The organism is Streptomyces sp. NPDC058880 (assembly GCF_042742535.1).
Taxonomy (GTDB): domain Bacteria; phylum Actinomycetota; class Actinomycetes; order Streptomycetales; family Streptomycetaceae; genus Streptomyces.
In genome coordinates, this window is record NZ_JBHYMC010000030.1 from 63,688 (window position 1) to 79,521 (window position 15,834).

The 15,834-nt window shown below is 69.9% G+C and carries 15 protein-coding genes, 1 tRNA gene and 1 pseudogene; 8 read left to right on the forward strand and 9 right to left on the reverse strand.

Annotated features, from left to right (window positions below):
• Positions 1-275: 275 nt before the first annotated feature.
• Positions 276-358, reverse strand: a tRNA-Leu gene (locus ACFW2G_RS18765).
• A 292-nt stretch (positions 359-650) separates the two neighbouring features.
• Between ACFW2G_RS18765 and ACFW2G_RS18770 the strand changes: the two genes are divergently transcribed.
• From ACFW2G_RS18770 to pknB, 6 genes are all read left to right on the forward strand, one after another.
• Complete coding sequence (locus ACFW2G_RS18770) at positions 651-1,469, forward strand: FhaA domain-containing protein (RefSeq protein ID WP_384448079.1); 819 nt, start codon at positions 651-653, stop codon at positions 1,467-1,469.
• A gap of 10 nt (positions 1,470-1,479) precedes the next feature.
• A complete protein-coding gene (locus tag ACFW2G_RS18775) occupies positions 1,480-1,980 on the forward strand; it encodes an FHA domain-containing protein (RefSeq protein WP_030647603.1) in 501 nt (166 codons plus the stop codon).
• A gap of 147 nt (positions 1,981-2,127) precedes the next feature.
• Positions 2,128-3,582 (forward strand): PP2C family protein-serine/threonine phosphatase, encoded by a 1,455-nt coding sequence (locus ACFW2G_RS18780; RefSeq protein WP_384448076.1) that lies wholly within the window; start codon positions 2,128-2,130, stop codon positions 3,580-3,582.
• 28 nt (positions 3,583-3,610) lie between these two features.
• On the forward strand, positions 3,611-5,035 hold the full coding sequence (locus ACFW2G_RS18785) for an FtsW/RodA/SpoVE family cell cycle protein (protein WP_037920508.1): 1,425 nt from the start codon (positions 3,611-3,613) through the stop codon (positions 5,033-5,035).
• A complete protein-coding gene (locus tag ACFW2G_RS18790; RefSeq protein WP_037920506.1) occupies positions 5,032-6,498 on the forward strand; it encodes a penicillin-binding protein 2 in 1,467 nt (488 codons plus the stop codon). The genes ACFW2G_RS18785 and ACFW2G_RS18790 overlap by 4 nt, the downstream gene beginning before the upstream one ends.
• Before the next feature lie 194 nt (positions 6,499-6,692).
• Positions 6,693-8,723 carry a Stk1 family PASTA domain-containing Ser/Thr kinase gene (pknB, locus tag ACFW2G_RS18795; protein ID WP_037920504.1) on the forward strand — a complete coding sequence of 677 codons (2,031 nt, stop codon included), beginning with the start codon at positions 6,693-6,695 and terminating at the stop codon, positions 8,721-8,723.
• A gap of 223 nt (positions 8,724-8,946) precedes the next feature.
• Here the strand turns inward: pknB and ACFW2G_RS18800 are convergent, their stop codons facing one another.
• The 6 genes and pseudogenes from ACFW2G_RS18800 to ACFW2G_RS18825 all read right to left on the reverse strand — a co-directional run bounded on the left by ACFW2G_RS18800 (position 8,947) and on the right by ACFW2G_RS18825 (position 12,927).
• Positions 8,947-9,672, reverse strand: coding sequence for a class E sortase (locus ACFW2G_RS18800; RefSeq protein ID WP_384448071.1), 726 nt, complete (start codon positions 9,670-9,672; stop codon positions 8,947-8,949).
• A 14-nt stretch (positions 9,673-9,686) separates the two neighbouring features.
• Positions 9,687-10,364: pseudogene (locus ACFW2G_RS18805) on the reverse strand (class E sortase); the annotation flags it as partial.
• A 155-nt stretch (positions 10,365-10,519) separates the two neighbouring features.
• The gene (locus ACFW2G_RS18810) at positions 10,520-11,158 is read right to left on the reverse strand and encodes an aminodeoxychorismate/anthranilate synthase component II (RefSeq protein ID WP_384448068.1); all 639 of its coding nucleotides are present in this window, start codon (positions 11,156-11,158) and stop codon (positions 10,520-10,522) included.
• The gene (locus ACFW2G_RS18815; RefSeq protein WP_037920490.1) at positions 11,155-11,331 is read right to left on the reverse strand and encodes a hypothetical protein; all 177 of its coding nucleotides are present in this window, start codon (positions 11,329-11,331) and stop codon (positions 11,155-11,157) included. The genes ACFW2G_RS18810 and ACFW2G_RS18815 overlap by 4 nt, the downstream gene beginning before the upstream one ends.
• An 89-nt stretch (positions 11,332-11,420) precedes the next feature.
• On the reverse strand, positions 11,421-12,182 hold the full coding sequence (locus tag ACFW2G_RS18820) for a class E sortase (RefSeq protein WP_384584718.1): 762 nt from the start codon (positions 12,180-12,182) through the stop codon (positions 11,421-11,423).
• Positions 12,154-12,927, reverse strand: a complete 774-nt coding sequence (locus ACFW2G_RS18825) for a DUF881 domain-containing protein (RefSeq protein ID WP_384584715.1) — start codon at positions 12,925-12,927, stop codon at positions 12,154-12,156. Before ACFW2G_RS18825 ends, ACFW2G_RS18820 begins: the two co-directional genes overlap by 29 nt.
• A 91-nt stretch (positions 12,928-13,018) precedes the next feature.
• Between ACFW2G_RS18825 and crgA the strand changes: the two genes are divergently transcribed.
• Positions 13,019-13,273, forward strand: coding sequence for a cell division protein CrgA (gene crgA, locus ACFW2G_RS18830; RefSeq protein WP_030762414.1), 255 nt, complete (start codon positions 13,019-13,021; stop codon positions 13,271-13,273).
• A 115-nt stretch (positions 13,274-13,388) separates the two neighbouring features.
• On the opposite strand, the gene ACFW2G_RS18835 is transcribed toward crgA, so the two are convergent.
• Both ACFW2G_RS18835 and ACFW2G_RS18840 read right to left on the reverse strand, forming a co-directional pair.
• Complete coding sequence (locus tag ACFW2G_RS18835; protein ID WP_037920485.1) at positions 13,389-14,264, reverse strand: rhomboid family intramembrane serine protease; 876 nt, start codon at positions 14,262-14,264, stop codon at positions 13,389-13,391.
• 133 nt (positions 14,265-14,397) lie between these two features.
• The gene (locus ACFW2G_RS18840; protein ID WP_037920482.1) at positions 14,398-14,925 is read right to left on the reverse strand and encodes a peptidylprolyl isomerase; all 528 of its coding nucleotides are present in this window, start codon (positions 14,923-14,925) and stop codon (positions 14,398-14,400) included.
• Positions 14,926-15,072: 147 nt separating this feature from the next.
• Here ACFW2G_RS18840 and ACFW2G_RS18845 point away from each other — a divergent pair, with 147 nt between their 5' ends.
• Positions 15,073-15,789: a DUF5324 family protein gene (locus tag ACFW2G_RS18845; protein ID WP_052030353.1), complete on the forward strand. Its 717-nt coding sequence runs from the start codon at positions 15,073-15,075 to the stop codon at positions 15,787-15,789.
• Positions 15,790-15,834: the final 45 nt, after the last annotated feature.

Below are 15,834 nucleotides of genomic sequence, written 5' to 3' on the forward strand. Positions count from 1 at the left end.
TCTTTCGTCTCGTCCGCCATGACGAAGGTCGGAAATCGGCGCCCGCGGCCGGGTCGGTACGCCCCCTCGGGAGGAGTCCTCGTGACCGACGCCACAGCCCGTGCCGTGAATCCCGAACGCTGAACCCGAACGCTGGATCCCGAACCCCGGCCGTCGGCCGTCGGCACACCGCGTCACGTGTACCCGGCCGCGAACGAGCGGGAACAACCGGGAGTGACCGGGAACAAAGCGAGACGGCCGCCACCGCTCTCGCGGTGACGACCGTCTCGTCGAAGTGGGCGAGGGGGGATTTGAACCCCCACGTCCCGAAGGACACTGGCACCTGAAGCCAGCGCGTCTGCCGTTCCGCCACTCGCCCGAGTAGCGTCCCAGTGGCCTTCCCTTTCGGGCCGTTCCCCTGGCGACGTCGAAACATTAGCACGTAGAACGGGGTGAGTTCACATCGCTTTCCCCGGGGGCATACGCACCCGTGCGGACAGCCCCTCCCGCACTCCGCTCCCCGTGCGGGACACTGTTCCCCGAGCGCCCCTACGATCCCTTGTGAGGACCAACACTCGTCCTCACAGGAGCGATGGGGAACCACCCGAATCCGCCACGCGTGGATACGATCAGTAAGCAGTACAGGGCCACAACGACGGAGGAGGTGCCCCATGGGAGTTCTGAAGCGGTTCGAGCAGCGACTCGAAGGTCTGGTGAACGGCACCTTCGCCAAGGTCTTCAAGTCCGAGGTCCAGCCGGTGGAGATCGCCGGAGCCCTCCAGCGGGAGTGCGACAACAACGCCACGATCTGGAACCGTGAGCGGACCGTCGTCCCCAACGACTTCATCGTGGAGCTCAGCGCCGGCGACTACGACCGCCTGAGCCCCTATTCCGGACAGCTCGGCGACGAGCTCGCCGGCCTCGTCCGCGACTACGCCAAGCAGCAGCGGTACAGCTTCATGGGCCCCATCAAGGTCCACCTGGAGAAGGCCGAGGACCTCGACACCGGGCTCTACCGGGTCCGCAGTCGCACCCTCGCCTCCAGCACCTCGCAGCCGCAGGGCGCGGCCCCGTCCCCGGCGAGCGGCTACGGCTACCCGCCGGTCGCCGCACCGCCCATGCCCGCCGGCCCGCCCCCGGGCGGACCCGGTGCCCACCGGCCCGCCCCGGGCGGTCCCGGCGGCGCGGCCCCGGTGGGATCCGGCGGGCCCCGGCGGCACTGGATCGAGATCAACGGCACCCGCCACCAGATCTCGCGCCCCACGCTCGTACTCGGCCGAAGCACCGAAGCCGACGTGCGGATCGACGACCCCGGCGTATCGCGCCGGCACTGTGAGATCCGGACCGGAACGCCCTCGACGATCCAGGATCTCGGGTCCACCAACGGCATCGTGGTGGACGGGCAGCACACCACCCGCGCTACGCTCCGCGACGGCTCGCGGATCGTCGTGGGCAGCACCACCATCATTTACCGGCAAGCCGAAGGGTGAAGCGGGGGCAATGTCAGAGCTGACCCTGACGGTCATGCGGTTGGGTTTCCTGGCCGTTCTGTGGCTGTTCGTCATCGTGGCCGTCCAGGTCATCCGCAGTGATCTCTTCGGTACGAGAGTGACCCAGCGCGGCTCCTCCCGCCGCGGCGGCGCCGGCGGCGCCCCGCAGCAGGGCGGCCGCCAGGCCGCGCCTCCGCAGCAGCGCCAGCGTCGCGGTGCGCCCACCAAGCTCGTCGTCTCCGAGGGCATCCTCACGGGTACCACCGTGGCCCTCGCCGGGCAGACGATCACCCTGGGCCGCGCCCACGACTCCACGATCGTGCTGGACGACGACTACGCGTCCAGCCGCCATGCCAGGATCTACCCCGACCGTGACGGCCAGTGGATCGTCGAGGATCTCGGGTCCACCAACGGCACCTATCTCGACCGGACCCGGCTGACCACCCCGACGCCCATTCCGCCGGGCGCGCCGATCCGCATCGGCAAGACCGTCATCGAGCTGCGGAAGTAGTACGAGAATGAGCGAGCGGAGCGAGCGCGCGGCGGTGATCCGTGCCACCGAGGACACGGACACGGGCGCGCTCCCGACCGGAGGGTGGGCAGTGTGGCTCGAGACCGGTTGTACCCGGAGGAAGCTTCGTCGACAGGGCAGGTGCACATGAGTCTGTCCCTGCGGTTCGCAGCCGGATCCCACAAGGGCATGATCCGCGAGGGGAACGAGGACTCCGGTTACGCCGGCCCGCGTCTCCTGGCGATCGCCGACGGCATGGGCGGGCAGGCCGCCGGCGAGGTGGCGAGCTCCGAGGTGATCTCCACCCTCGTGCAGCTCGACGACGACGTCCCGGGCTCCGACATCCTCACCTCGCTCGCCACCGCCGTGCAGCGTGCCAACGACCAGCTGCGCGTCATGGTCGAGGAGGACCCCCAGCTGGAGGGCATGGGCACCACCCTCACCGCCCTGCTGTGGACCGGCCAGCGCCTCGGCCTCGTACATGTCGGCGACTCCCGCGCCTACCTGCTGCGCGACGGCGTTCTCACGCAGATCACCCAGGACCACACCTGGGTGCAGCGCCTGGTCGACGAGGGCCGCATCACGGAGGAGGAGGCGACGACCCACCCGCAGCGCTCCCTCCTGATGCGCGCGCTGGGCAGCGGCGACATCGTCGAGCCCGACCTCTCCATCCGCGAGGTCCGCGCCGGCGACCGCTACCTCATCTGTTCCGACGGGCTCTCCGGCGTGGTCTCCCACCAGACGCTGGAGGAGACCCTCGCCGACTACCACGGCCCCCGCGAGACCGTGCAGTCGCTGATCCAGCTCGCGCTGCGCGGCGGCGGGCCCGACAACATCACCTGCATCGTCGCCGACGTCCTCGACACCGACAGCGGCGACACCCTCGCCGCCCAGGTCAGCGACACCCCCGTGGTCGTCGGCGCGGTAGCCGAGAACCAGCACCAGCTCTTCGACAACAACAACGCCATGCAGACCCCGGCCGGCCGCGCCTCCGGGCTCGGCCGTCAGGCCCCGCCGCCCGCGGGCTCCTTCGGCCCCCCCGGCAGCGGCGACGCCGCCTACGGCTACGGCGACCCCGGCCAGGGCGGCGGCTACGGATCCTTCGGCGAGGCCGAGGGATACGACGGCGGCTCCGGCTACGACGACACCTACGACCACCCCCGCAGGCGCCGCAGCAAAGGGCGCAAGTGGACCACCCGCACACTGACCCTGCTCGTCGTCGCCGGTGTCATCGGCGGCGGCCTCTACGCCGGCTGGCGCTGGACCCAGACCCAGTTCTACGTCGGTGTAAAGGGCGAGCACGTCGCACTCTTCCGCGGCATCAGCCCGAAGCTCGGCCCGCTGGAGCTCTCCAAGGTGGAGATCGACCGCCCCGACATCGAACTGAAGTACCTGCCGCCCTTCAAGCGCAAGCTGGTCGAGGCCACCATCAGCGAGGGAAGCCTCGATGGTGCCCGCAAGAAGCTGGACGACCTCGGCGTCCAGGTCTCCGCGTGCAAGAAGGACGAGGAGCGCAGAGGCGCCGAGGCGCAGAACAGCCAGACACCCGGCCCCAGCCTGACTCCCGAGGAGCAGCAGCTGGTCGGCCTGTGCGGAAAGTAGCCCGCGGGCGCAGGGGGCCTGCCACACCATGAGCGTTGTCACCAATACGACCACCATCGGCGCCATCGAGCTGCCGAGCCGGCGGAACACCGAGCTCCTGCTGCTCGCCTTCGCCGTGGTCATCCCGATCTTCGCCTACGCCAACGTGGGTCTGGCGATCCACGGCGAGCTGCCGCCCGGCATGGTCGTGTACGGGGGCGGCTTCGCCGTGCTCGCCGGCATAGCGCACTTCGTCGTACGCCGGTACGCGAAGTACGCCGACCCGCTGCTGCTGCCGCTCGCCACGCTGCTCAACGGCCTCGGTGTCGTCCTGATCTGGCGGCTGGACCAGTCCGAGCGGCTGCAGAACCTCGCCAAGCGCAGCTACGGCGCCTTCTCGCCCTCCGCACCCCGCCAGATGATGTACACGGCCCTGGCGATCGCCCTGTTCGCCGCCGTCCTGCTGATCCTCAAGGACCACCGCGTCCTGCAGCGGTTCACGTACATCTCCATGGCCGGCGCGCTGGTGCTGCTGATCCTGCCCGTCGTCCCGGGCCTGGGCGCCGACGTCTTCGGCGCCAAGATCTGGATCAGCGTCGGCGGCTTCTCGATCCAGCCCGGTGAGTTCGCGAAGATCGTCATCGCGATCTTCTTCGCCGGCTACCTGATGGTGAAGCGCGATGCGCTCGCGCTGGCCAGCCGCCGCTTCATGGGCCTGTACCTGCCGCGTGGCCGCGACCTCGGTCCGATCCTGATGATCTGGGCGATGAGCCTGCTGGTCCTGGTCTTCGAGAACGACCTGGGTACCTCGCTGCTCTTCTTTGGCATGTTCGTGATCATGCTGTACGTGGCCACCGAGCGCACCAGCTGGATCGTCATCGGCTTGCTGATGTCGGTCGGCGGCGCGGTCGTCGTGGCCTCCTTCGCGAGCCACGTCCAGGCCCGTGTCAACGCCTGGCTCGACCCCTTCGGCTGCTACGCCACCTCGGGTGCCTGCGAGCAGGTCGGCCAGTCGATCATGAGCTTCGGCTCCGGCGGAGTCCTCGGTGCCGGATGGGGCCAGGGCAACTCCGACCTCATCGGCTTCGCCGCCAACTCCGACTTCATCTTCTCCACCGTCGGCGAAGAGCTCGGTCTCTCCGGCGTGATGGCCTTCCTACTGGTCTACGGGCTCATCATCGAGCGGGGCGTCCGCACGGCCCTGGCCGCGCGCGACCCCTTCGGCAAGCTCTTCGCCATCGGCCTGTCCGGCGCCTTCGCGCTCCAGATCTTCGTCGTCGCCGGCGGAGTCATGGGGCTCATCCCCCTCACCGGCATGACGATGCCCTTCCTGGCGTCCGGTGGCTCCTCCGTCCTCGCGAACTGGATCCTCATCGCCGTCCTCATCCGGATCAGCGACACCGCCCGCCGACCGGCCCCGGCCCCGGCTCCGTCCCCCGACTCCGAGATGACCCAGGTGGTCCGCCCGTCATGAACAAGCCCCTGCGCCGCATCTCGCTGTTCTGCGGGCTGCTCGTCCTCGCGCTGCTGATCCGGACCAACTGGCTGCAGTACGTCCAGGCCGAGGAACTCAGCACGCGCAAGGAGAACCGACGGGTCCAGATCGCCCAGTACGCGACCGAGCGCGGCAACATCATCGTCCAGGGCGAGCCCATCACCGGCTCCACGGTCACCGACGGCAGCGACTACAAGTACAAGCGCACCTACCAGGACGGGGAGCTCTGGTCCCCGGTCACCGGGTATGCCTCGCAGGCCTTCGGCGCCACCCAGCTCGAATCGCTTGAGGACGGCATCCTCACCGGCAACGACGACCGACTGTTCTTCGACCGCACCATCGGCATGTTCACCGGCGAGAAGAAGCAGGGCGGCAACGTCGTCACCACGCTCAACCGCGCCGCGCAGAAGGCTGCCTTCGACAAGCTCGGCAGCAAGAAGGGCGCGGTCGCCGCGATCGACCCGCGCACCGGTGCCATCCTCGCCCTGGTCTCCACGCCCTCGTACGACCCCTCGCGCTTCGCCGGCAACTCCAAGAACGACGAGAAGGCCTGGGTCGAGCTGAAGGACAGCGAGGACAAGAAGCTCGTCAACCGCGCCCTGCGCGAGACCTACCCGCCCGGCTCCACCTTCAAGGTGGTCACCGCCGCGGCCGCCCTGGAGCACGGGGTGGTCAAGGAGGTCAACGACCCGACGGACACCCCCGAGCCGTACATCCTGCCGGGCACCCAGACCCAGCTGCCCAACTCCCACACCGGGTGCGAGAAGGCCAGCCTGAACGAGGCGCTGCGCATCTCCTGCAACTCCGTCTTCGCGAACCTCGGCGACAAGGTCACCCGCGACAAGATGGTGGAGACCGCCGAGAAGTTCGGCTTCAACAACGACAAGATCGACACCCCGGTCCGCGCCTTCGCCAGCGTCTACGACAAGAAGATGGGTCGGGACGGCAACGCCCAGAGCGCGATCGGGCAGTTCAACACCGCCGCCACCCCGCTGCAGATGGCCATGGTCACCGCGGCGATCGCCAACGACGGCAAGCTGATGAAGCCCTACATGGTCGACAACCTCACGGCCCCCAACCTGGACATCATCGAGAAGCACGAGCCGCAGGAGATGAGCCGGCCGCTGTCCGCGGGCAACGCGCAGAAGGTCCAGCAGATGATGGTCAACGTCGTCGAGCAGGGCACCGGCCAGAAGGCCAAGATCAAGGGTGTGACGGTCGGCGGCAAGACCGGTACCGCCCAGCACGGCGAGGGCAACAAGAAGCGCCCGTACGCCTGGTTCATCTCCTACGCCGAGAACGCCGACGGCACTTCGCCCGTCGCCGTCGCCGTCGTCATCGAGGACAGCGAAGGCACCGCCCGTGACGACATCAGCGGTGGCGGTCTCGCCGCCCCCGTCGCCAAGGCGGTCATGGAAGCGGTGCTCAACAGCCAAGGGTGACCAGGGGGATCACGGGCCGGAGACGTGACGCACATCACTGAACCGGCCCTGGATCCGAGCGTACGGTACCGGTCCAGTATCAGCCTGTGGCCACGAACCGATCACGGACGATCGGCCGGTAGCCTTTGCGCGAACAGCACACCGCCGGACCACACACAGGTGCGGTCGGGACTGACGGAGAGGGCTGCAACGTTATGGAAGAGCCGCGTCGCCTCGGCGGCCGGTACGAGCTGAGCCACGTGCTCGGCCGCGGTGGCATGGCAGAGGTCTACCTCGCCCACGACACCCGGCTCGGCCGTACCGTCGCCGTCAAGACCCTGCGTGCCGACCTCGCCCGCGACCCGTCCTTCCAGGCCCGGTTCCGGCGCGAGGCCCAGTCGGCCGCGTCGCTGAACCACCCGGCGATCGTCGCCGTGTACGACACCGGCGAGGACTACGTCGACAACATCTCCATCCCGTACATCGTGATGGAGTACGTCGACGGTTCCACGCTGCGCGAGCTGCTGCATTCGGGCCGCAAGCTGCTTCCCGAGCGCACGCTGGAGATGTGCATCGGCATCCTCCAGGCCCTGGAGTACTCGCACCGCGCCGGCATCGTGCACCGCGACATCAAGCCCGCCAACGTGATGCTGACCCGCACCGGCCAGGTCAAGGTCATGGACTTCGGCATCGCCCGCGCCATGGGCGACTCGGGCATGACCATGACACAGACGGCGGCCGTGATCGGCACCGCCCAGTACCTCTCCCCGGAGCAGGCCAAGGGCGAGCAGGTCGACGCGCGCTCCGACCTGTACTCCGCGGGCTGCCTCCTCTACGAGCTGCTCTGCGTGCGGCCCCCGTTCGTCGGCGACTCCCCGGTGGCCGTCGCCTACCAGCACGTGCGGGAGGAACCGCAGCCCCCGTCGAACTTCGACCCCGAGATCACGCCCGAGATGGACGCCATCGTCCTCAAGGCACTGGTCAAGGACCCCGACTACCGCTACCAGTCGGCCGACGAGATGCGGGCCGACATCGAGGCCTGCCTCGACGGCCAGCCCGTCGCCGCCACCGCCGCCATGGGCGCGGCCGGCTACGGCTACCCGCACGACCAGGGCCACGGCTACGGCCCGCAGGGCTACGACCAGCCCACCACCGCCCTGCGCACCGCCGACCCCGGCGCCCAGACGTCGATGATGCCGCCCATGCCACCGGGTGACGGCGGCTACGGCTATGGCGACCAGGGCTACGACCAGGGTCCGAACCGCCGCCAGAGCCAGAAGAAGAGCAGGGCGTCCACCGTCCTGCTCGTGGCGGCCGGCATCCTCGTCCTGGTCGGCGCGATCCTCATCGGCCGCTCCCTGTTCGGGGACACCGCCGACAACCGGCCCAACGTGCCCAAGCTCATCGGCCAGACCCTGGAACAGGCGACCAAGAGCGGCGAGAACTCCAAGCTCAAGGTGGTCAAGGGCGGCGAAGCGCCCTGCGAGGACCAGCCCAAGGGCAACGTCTGCAAGCAGGACCCGGAGCCCGCCACCAAGGTCGAAGAGGGCTCCACGGTCACGGTGACCATCTCCTCGGGCGCCCCGAAGATCTCCGTCCTCGACGTGCTCAACATGAAGTACGAGGAGGCCGAGAAGGCGCTGAAGGACAAGGGCTTCCAGGTCGACCGCAAGACGCAGGAGTCCAACCGCACCCCGGGGACCGTCCTGGAGCAGAACCCGAAGGCCGGTTCCGAGGCCGAGAAGAACAGCGTGATCACGCTGACGGTGGCCAAGGAGCCGTCCAAGTCCGAGGTCCCCGACCTCACGGGCAAGACCAAGGACGAGGCGGAGAAGGCCCTCAAGGCGGTCAACCTGCGGCTCGGCAGCGTCACGGAGTCCGACCAGCCGGGAGCCGCTCCGGGCACGGTCATCGGCCAGCAGTTCGCGGCGGGCCAGGAGCTCGAACAGAACAAGGCCGTGGGCATCACCATCGCCAAGGCCTCGCAGGCGACGGTCGTCCCGAACTTCTCCGGCCGGACCCTGGGCCAGTACAAGAACGACCTGCAGCGAGCCAACCTGCGGCTTGGCATCGTCGCCGGCCCGTCGGACGACAACGCGCTCGTGGTGAGCACCAGCCCGGAGCCCGGTACCCCCGGCGCGTCGGGACAGGCCGTCAACGTGGCCACGATCGCCGGACAGCAGGACGGCGGGAACAACAACGGCGGTCTCTTCGGAGGCCTGACCGGTGGCGGAGGCCGCCGCTAGGCGCGGCCCCTCGGCCGCCGGTCCGGCGACCAGGTCCGTGTGAAAAGGTCCGGCTCCTCTCGGATGCGAGAGGGGCCGGACCTTTCACACGCCCACACCCACGGCGGCGACAGACGGGCGTCTGCGGGCCTGTCCGGGGCCTCTGGGATTCCTGGGACTCCCTGGAACTCCCGGGGCTCCCGCGGGGCCCTCCAGGCCCTCTGGGGGCCGCGCAGGCCCCGGCTCAGCGCAGCTCCGCCGGGGGCGTGCGCCGGGCGTCGACCTTCTCCGTCCGGACCAGCTCGCCCCACACGATGTACCGGTACTTCGAGGTGTAGACCGGGGTGCAGGTGGTGAGCGTGATGTACCGGCCCGGAGCGGTCTTGCCGGACTCCTTGGGGACCGCGTTGATCACGTCGGTGTTGTACTTCGAGGTCTGGCGCAGCTCTGCGAAGACCCGGTAGACGTACCAGGTGTCCCGGGTCTCGAAGACGACCGCGTCGCCGTTCTTCACCTTGTCGATGTTGTGGAACTTCGCCCCGTGCCCGTCGCGGTGCGCGGCCAGCGAGAAGTTCCCCTTCTCGTCCCACGGCAGCGCCGACTTCACGGGCTCCGTGTAGTACCCGGCCACGCCGTCGTCGAGGATGTCCGGCGCCGTGCCCGCCTTGACGAGCACCTCGCCGTTCCGCATCGCCGGCACGTGCAGGAAGCCGACTCCGCCCCGGGTGTCGAGCGCACCCGGTCCGGCCTGCTCGGGGGCCGGGTTCAGCCACTGCTGCCGGATCTCGTTCCCGCGCGCGGCGGCCTGCCGGTCCGCGAGGACGTTCGTCCACCACAGCGAGTAGGCCACGAACAGCCCCAGCACCAGGCCCGCCGTGATGAGGACCTCGCCCAGCAGGCTCAGGAACCCGGCGAGCACACTGCGGCTGCCGGCGGGCGGGGCCGCGGCACGGCGGCTGGCACGAGACACTGCGTGATTCTTCCTTAGCTGGTCAGCGCGGGCGGCGGGCCCTGGCTGCGCGGTCGTTCGTCGGTCATCCTGCCCCATACGATCATCCGGTAGGTGCTGGTGAACTCCGGGGTGCAGGTGGTCAGCGTGATGTACCGGCCCTCGGAGGTGAAACCGGAGCCCTCCGGCACGGGTTTGATCACTCCGATGTTCGTCGGCGGTGTCTGCGCGAGCGACGAGGTCATCTCGTACGTGTAGTAGGCGTCCCGGGTCTCGACCACGACGGGGTCCCCGGGCACCAGCCGGTTGATGTAGCGGAACGGCTCGCCGTGGGTGTTGCGGTGTCCGGCCACCGCGAAGTTGCCCTGCTTGTCGGCCGGCATCGCGGTCTTCAGCGCGCCCTCGCCGTAGTGCCCGACCATGCCCCGGTCCAGGACCTTCGGCTTGCTGATGCCCTCGGCCACCGGGACCTTCACGTCCAGCTTGGGGATGTGGAGGATGGCGAAGCCCTGGCCCGGCTCGAAGGCCGTCACCGGCGGGGCCGTCCCGCCGCCGTCCGGTTGCCGCTCCCAGGTCTGCAGCAGCGAGCCTGCGGCGCCGTTCGCCGTCCGCTCCGCCACCACGTTCGTGTACCAGAGCTGATAGGCGACGAACAGCAGCATCACCAGGCCCGCCGTGATGAACAGCTCCCCGCCCAGCCGGCTCGCGATGACCACCGGGCCGCCCGACGCCGGCCGCTTGCGCCGCCGTCCGCCCCGCCGCCGTCCGCCCCGCCGCCGGGTGTTCCCGGCGGCCCGTTTCGCGGCCTCCTGAGCTGCCCTGCGTCGCGCGGCCCGGCCCTCCGTGGGCGCGGACGGCGCGACCGTCGTCACGCGACGGCCTTGCCCACCACCGGGGCCAGCCCCACCGAGCGCTCCACCGCGCCGGCGTCACCGCACCGGACCAGCCAGTTCGCGAGCATCCGGTGGCCCCATTCGGTCAGCACCGACTCGGGGTGGAACTGCACGCCCTCGACGTCGTGCTCCCGGTGGCGCAGGCCCATGATGATCCCGTCCTCGGTCCGTGCCGTGACCTCCAGCACGTCGGGCAGGGTCGCGGGCTCGGCCGCGAGGGAGTGGTACCGGGTCGCGGTGAAGGGCGAGGGCAGTCCCTCGAAGACGCCGAGCCCGCCGTGCACCACGGGCGAGGTCTTGCCGTGCAGCAGCTCCGGGGCCCGGCCCACCACGCCTCCGTAGGCCACCGCCATCGACTGCATGCCCAGGCACACGCCGAAGACGGGGACGCCGGTGCCGGCGCAGTGCCGGACCATGTCGATGCAGACGCCGGCCTGCTCGGGCGTGCCCGGTCCGGGGGAGAGCAGCACCCCGTCGAAGCCGTCCTGCGCGTGCGCGAGGGCGACCTCGTCGTTGCGCAGGACCTCGCACTGGGCTCCCAGCTGGTAGAGGTACTGGACCAGGTTGAAGACGAAGCTGTCGTAGTTGTCCACGACCAGAATGCGTGCGCTCACGGACTGGCTCCCGATCCCTCGTCCACCGTCACATCGTTGAACGGAAGGAGTGGCTCGGCCCACGGGAAGACGTACTGGAACAGCACGAAAACCACGGCGAGGACCAGTACGAGGGAGATCAGGGCGCGCACCCACGCGTTGCCCGGCAGATGCCGCCAGATCCAGCCGTACATGCCGCCTGATTCCTTTTCGTCCATATTCGTTCAACGCACCGCGGGGGCGGTACGCGAACAGACTAAAGGCAGCGGCCCGGCGGAGAGGGTCACCTGGACGAACCCCCCGGCCCGCTCTGCGCCGCGGGGTGCGTTCCGGTCAGTTCCGCCCAGACCACCAGCCGGTGGCTGTGTCCCCACTCGGGGTCGCAGGTGGTCAGCGTCAGGTACCGGCCCGGCGCCGTGAAGGGGGACCCGCCGGGGACCGGGTCGACCACTCCGACGTCGGTGGGCAGGATGCGCAGGGGCCCGCCCCGGATCGTGTACGTGTACCGGGTGCCCGCGTCCTTGAGGATCACCTCGTCCCCCGGGCGCAGCTTCGGGAAGTCCTTGAAGGGGTCTCCGTGGGTGCGGCGGTGGCCGGCCACGGAGAAGTTCCCGACGGCCCCGAGGGGGGCGGTGGCGGTGTAGTGGCCCAGGCCCTTCTTCAGCAGCTCGGGGTCCGTGCCCTCCAGGACCGGCCGGACCCAGTCCGGGCCGAAGCGCGGTACGTACATCTCGGCGAAGGCCCGGCCCGCGGGGTGGCGGGGCGGCGGCTCGGCTGCGGTGGACTCCGGCGGCAGCGGGGCGGCCCCGGGCGCGGCGGCCGGCGCCGCCCGCGGTGCGCCGGCCGCCCAGCTGTCGCGCAGCCGGGCCATCTCGCCGGCTGCGGCCCGGTCCGCGGTGACCCCGGTCCACAGCAGGACGTAGGCGACGAAGAGCACGATCAGCGCGCCGGCCGTCAGGCACGCCTCGCTGAACGTCCGTACCGCCAGCCGCAGTACGGCGTCGGAACGGACCCGGTCACGGGGTGGCGCCCACCGGCTTCGCATAGTGGAGGTCCACTGTGCCGGAGTAGGCGGGAAGTGTCAGCGCCTTGTGCTCGTCCACTTTCCAGCCCAGGCCGTAGGCGTTCACGTACGCCTGGTAGTTCTGCAGGGCCGGGGAGGCGGCGAGGGCCTTCTTGAGCGCCGCCGGGTCGCCGACGGCGGAGATCTTGTACGGGGGCGAGTAGACGCGGCCCTGGAGGATCAGGGTGTTGCCCACACAGCGCACCGCGCTGGTGGAGATGAGCCGCTGGTCCATGACCTGGATGCCCTGGGCGCCGCCCTGCCACAGGGCGTTCACCACGGCCTGGAGGTCCTGCTGGTGGATCACCAGGTCGTTGGGCTGCGGCTCGGGCACGTTGGGAATGCGGGCGGTGGCGTTGGGAGGGGCGTCGTTGAGGGTGACGGTCAGGCCCTTGCCGGAGAGCTCCTCGGTGCCCGAGGCGGCCCGCAGGGCGGCCAGCTCGGCGTCCTGTGCCCGGCTGCTGCCGTTGTCGCGGGCGGCGAGGGCGTCCACGCGGCGGCGGGCCGCTCCGGTGCTCTCCTCCAGCTCCGCGTTGTCCTGGCTGCGCTCCTCGATGAGATCGGACAGTTTCAGGAGGGAGGCGTCCGTCCGGATGTTCATACCCTTGGAAGTGTTGAAACTGGTGACGAAGAGCAGCCCGGCCAGGGCGAAGACGGCGGCCGTCAGCAACCGGACCGGCCTGGCCCGGCGGCGGGTACCCGCGGAGGAGTCGTCTGAATTGCTCAACGTACCCTTCTCCTTCAACGCCACAGGTCCACTACGCTAACGGACGCCCGGGGCAGGCAAGGTCCCCAGCGCATCGACAGGAGAGCCCCTCGTGCCGAAGTCACGTATCCGCAAGAAGGACGACTACACCCCGCCGCCCACGCGGCAGCCGCAGAGCATCCGGTTGACGAACCGCAGCTGGGTGGCCCCGGTCATGCTGGCGTTCTTCCTGATCGGTCTCGCGTGGATCGTCGTCTTCTACGTGACCGAGACCCAGCTGCCGGTCGAGGCGCTGGGCAACTGGAACATCGTGGTCGGGTTCGGCTTCATCGCGGCGGGATTCGGCGTTTCCACGCAGTGGAAGTAGCACCCGGCCGTCCCTGACGGAAGCTCTCCCCAGGAGTTATCCACAGCGTCATCCACAGCTGAGGAAAAGGCAGAAGATCTGTGGATAACTCTGTGGAGAGTTGACGCCGGTGTGATCAGGTGAGTTCCGCCGTACGGAGCATGATCAGCGCTGCTGCCAGCAGGAACACCGCCGCACAGGTGCCCCACTGGACGAGTGCGCGATGCCGGGCGGCGGTCGGCGTGAGCATGCCGAGCCCGACCAGCGCGCCGGTGACTAGACCGCCCACGTGGGCCTGCCAGGACACGTTGAGGGCACCGCCGAAGGGGAAGAAGGTCAGCACCAGCATCAGCACGACCATGACGATCACCGGCCGCATCTCGTACCGCAGCCGCCGCACCAGCACCACCGTGGCGCCGAGCAGGCCGAAGACCGCTCCGGAGGCGCCGAGGGTCGGGGTGTTCGGCGGGGTCAGCAGGTAGACGAGGACGCTGCCGCCCAGGCCCGAGAGCAGGTAGACGGCGAGGTAGCGGGCGCGGCCCAGGGCCGCCTCCAGAGGGCCTCCGATCACCCACAGGCCGATCATGTTGCCGGTGATGTGCCACCACTCGACGTGCAGGAACACCGAGGTCAGCAGCCGGTGGTACTGGCCGGTGGAGACCCCTTCCAACGGAGCGCCGAAGTACTCGACGTAGCGGCCGAGCAGTTCGAGCTGGATCACGATCGCGGGTGCTGCGAGGCCGGCGAGGAACACCGCCGCGTTGATCCCGATGAGGATCTTGGTGACCAGGTGGGGATCGTCGGCGACCACCCCGCCCGCGAGGGTGCGCGGCGCGTTCGCGGCGGGCCGGTGCCCGGTCCCGGAGCCCTCGCGTACGCACTCGGGGCACTGGAAGCCCACCGAGGCGCTGATCATGCACTCGGGGCAGATGGGGCGCTCGCAGCGGGTGCAGCTGATCCCCGTGTCGCGGTCCGGGTGGCGGTAGCAGCCCGGCAGACGGTCGGTGTCCATCGGTCCCCTCGGTCGGCGGCAGGGCAGGCGGTGCGACCCCGCCGGTCCGGTACGTATCCGGTTCCGGTACGTATCCAGGACGGACGGGCGGGGCGGAAAGGTTCCCGGGGGCCTGGCGGAGCGGGCGGAGGGGTCAGCGCTTCTCGACGACGACGGACTTGATGATCACGTCGTCCAGCGGCCGCTCGGTGCGCGGGTTGGTGGCACTGGCGGCGATGGCGTCCACGACCTTGCGGCTCGCCGGGTCGGCGACCTCGCCGAAGATGGTGTGCTTGCGCGTCAGCCAGGCGGTCGGGGCGACGGTGATGAAGAACTGCGAGCCGTTGGTGCCCGGGCCGGCGTTGGCCATGGCGAGCAGGTAGGGCTTGGTGAAGGCCAGATCGGGGTGGAACTCGTCCGCGAAGGCGTAGCCCGGGCCGCCGGTTCCGTTGCCGAGCGGGTCGCCGCCCTGGATCATGAAGCCGCTGATGACGCGGTGGAAGACGGTGCCGTCGTAGAGCGGGTCGGTGGTCTTCTGGCCGTCCGTGGGACGGGTCCACTCGCGGGCGCCCGTGGCGAGCTCGACGAAGTTCCGAACGGTCTTCGGAGCGAAGTTCTCCAGCAGCTCGATCTCGATGTCGCCGCGGGTGGTCTTCAGGGTGGCGTAGAGCTTCTCGGCCACGGATCTGCCTTCCATAGTCATCACTGTCGGTCCAGATGGTCGCACGGAGCGCTCCGCGGCACTGAAATCGTCCACCCGTATGCCCTGTCGCGCATGCCGCTCGGCGCTGTGGCAGGCATGATCCGACAAAGGGTGGAAAGGTGAACTGTGTCCGCCACCGAGGAGGAGGATCCCGTGACCGGCAAGGACAGCGCGCGCCTGGCAGCCGAGAGCGCCAGGGAGAGCGTGCGGTACGCGGCTGAAATGGTGGCGCCGTACGCGGAATCCGCCAGGGACGCTGCGGTGCACTACGCGCACGAGGCCAACGAACGGCTGACGCCGATGATGTCCCAGGCTGCCACCGGCGCGGCGCGCCAGGCCCGGATGACCTACGACTGCCATCTGCACCCGCGGCTGAAGGCGGCGCGGGCGCACGTGCCGCCGCCCGTGGACCGGGCTGCGACGAAGGCGGTCCACCAGACGCTGCTGGCGGCCCGTCAGGCGGCCGACTACACGCAGCCGAAGATCGAGAGCGCGATCGCAGCCGCCACGCCCGTGGCCGAGGAGGCCGCGTCGCGTTCGACGGCCGCCCTGGCGGCGCTGCGCGGCCAGGTGACCGCCAAGGAAGTGCAACGGCTGGTGCGCAAGCACGAGCGGGCACGGCGCCGCGGCAAGGTGCTGCGCGGAGCCGCGCTCGTCGGCCTGGTCGCCGCCGGCGCATACCTGGCGTGGCGGTGGTGGGACCAGCAGTCGAACCCGGACTGGCTGGTCGAGCCGCCCGCGGCGACCGAGCTGTCGGACCGCGATGCCGCACCGGCGAGCTTCGACGACGAGCTGGCGGAGAAGGAGCGCGAGGCGGGGTCGGGAACCGACCCGCTCGCGTAGCGGCTTCGCGCGGAAGGGGCGGCGGCCGGACCATCGGGTCCGGCC

What these genes read in the sequence shown, in the direction of transcription:
- ACFW2G_RS18770 (WP_384448079.1), top strand. Translation starts at nt 651, where the DNA reads ATGGGAGTTCTGAAGCGGTTCGAGCAGCGACTCGAAGGTCTGGTGAAC.
- ACFW2G_RS18775 (WP_030647603.1), top strand. Translation starts at nt 1,480, where the DNA reads ATGTCAGAGCTGACCCTGACGGTCATGCGGTTGGGTTTCCTGGCCGTT.
- ACFW2G_RS18780 (WP_384448076.1), top strand. Translation starts at nt 2,128, where the DNA reads ATGAGTCTGTCCCTGCGGTTCGCAGCCGGATCCCACAAGGGCATGATC.
- ACFW2G_RS18785 (WP_037920508.1), top strand. Translation starts at nt 3,611, where the DNA reads ATGAGCGTTGTCACCAATACGACCACCATCGGCGCCATCGAGCTGCCG.
- ACFW2G_RS18790 (WP_037920506.1), top strand. Translation starts at nt 5,032, where the DNA reads ATGAACAAGCCCCTGCGCCGCATCTCGCTGTTCTGCGGGCTGCTCGTC.
- pknB (WP_037920504.1), top strand. Translation starts at nt 6,693, where the DNA reads ATGGAAGAGCCGCGTCGCCTCGGCGGCCGGTACGAGCTGAGCCACGTG.
- ACFW2G_RS18815 (WP_037920490.1), bottom strand. Translation starts at nt 11,331, where the DNA reads ATGTACGGCTGGATCTGGCGGCATCTGCCGGGCAACGCGTGGGTGCGC.
- ACFW2G_RS18820 (WP_384584718.1), bottom strand. Translation starts at nt 12,182, where the DNA reads ATGCGAAGCCGGTGGGCGCCACCCCGTGACCGGGTCCGTTCCGACGCC.
- ACFW2G_RS18835 (WP_037920485.1), bottom strand. Translation starts at nt 14,264, where the DNA reads ATGGACACCGACCGTCTGCCGGGCTGCTACCGCCACCCGGACCGCGAC.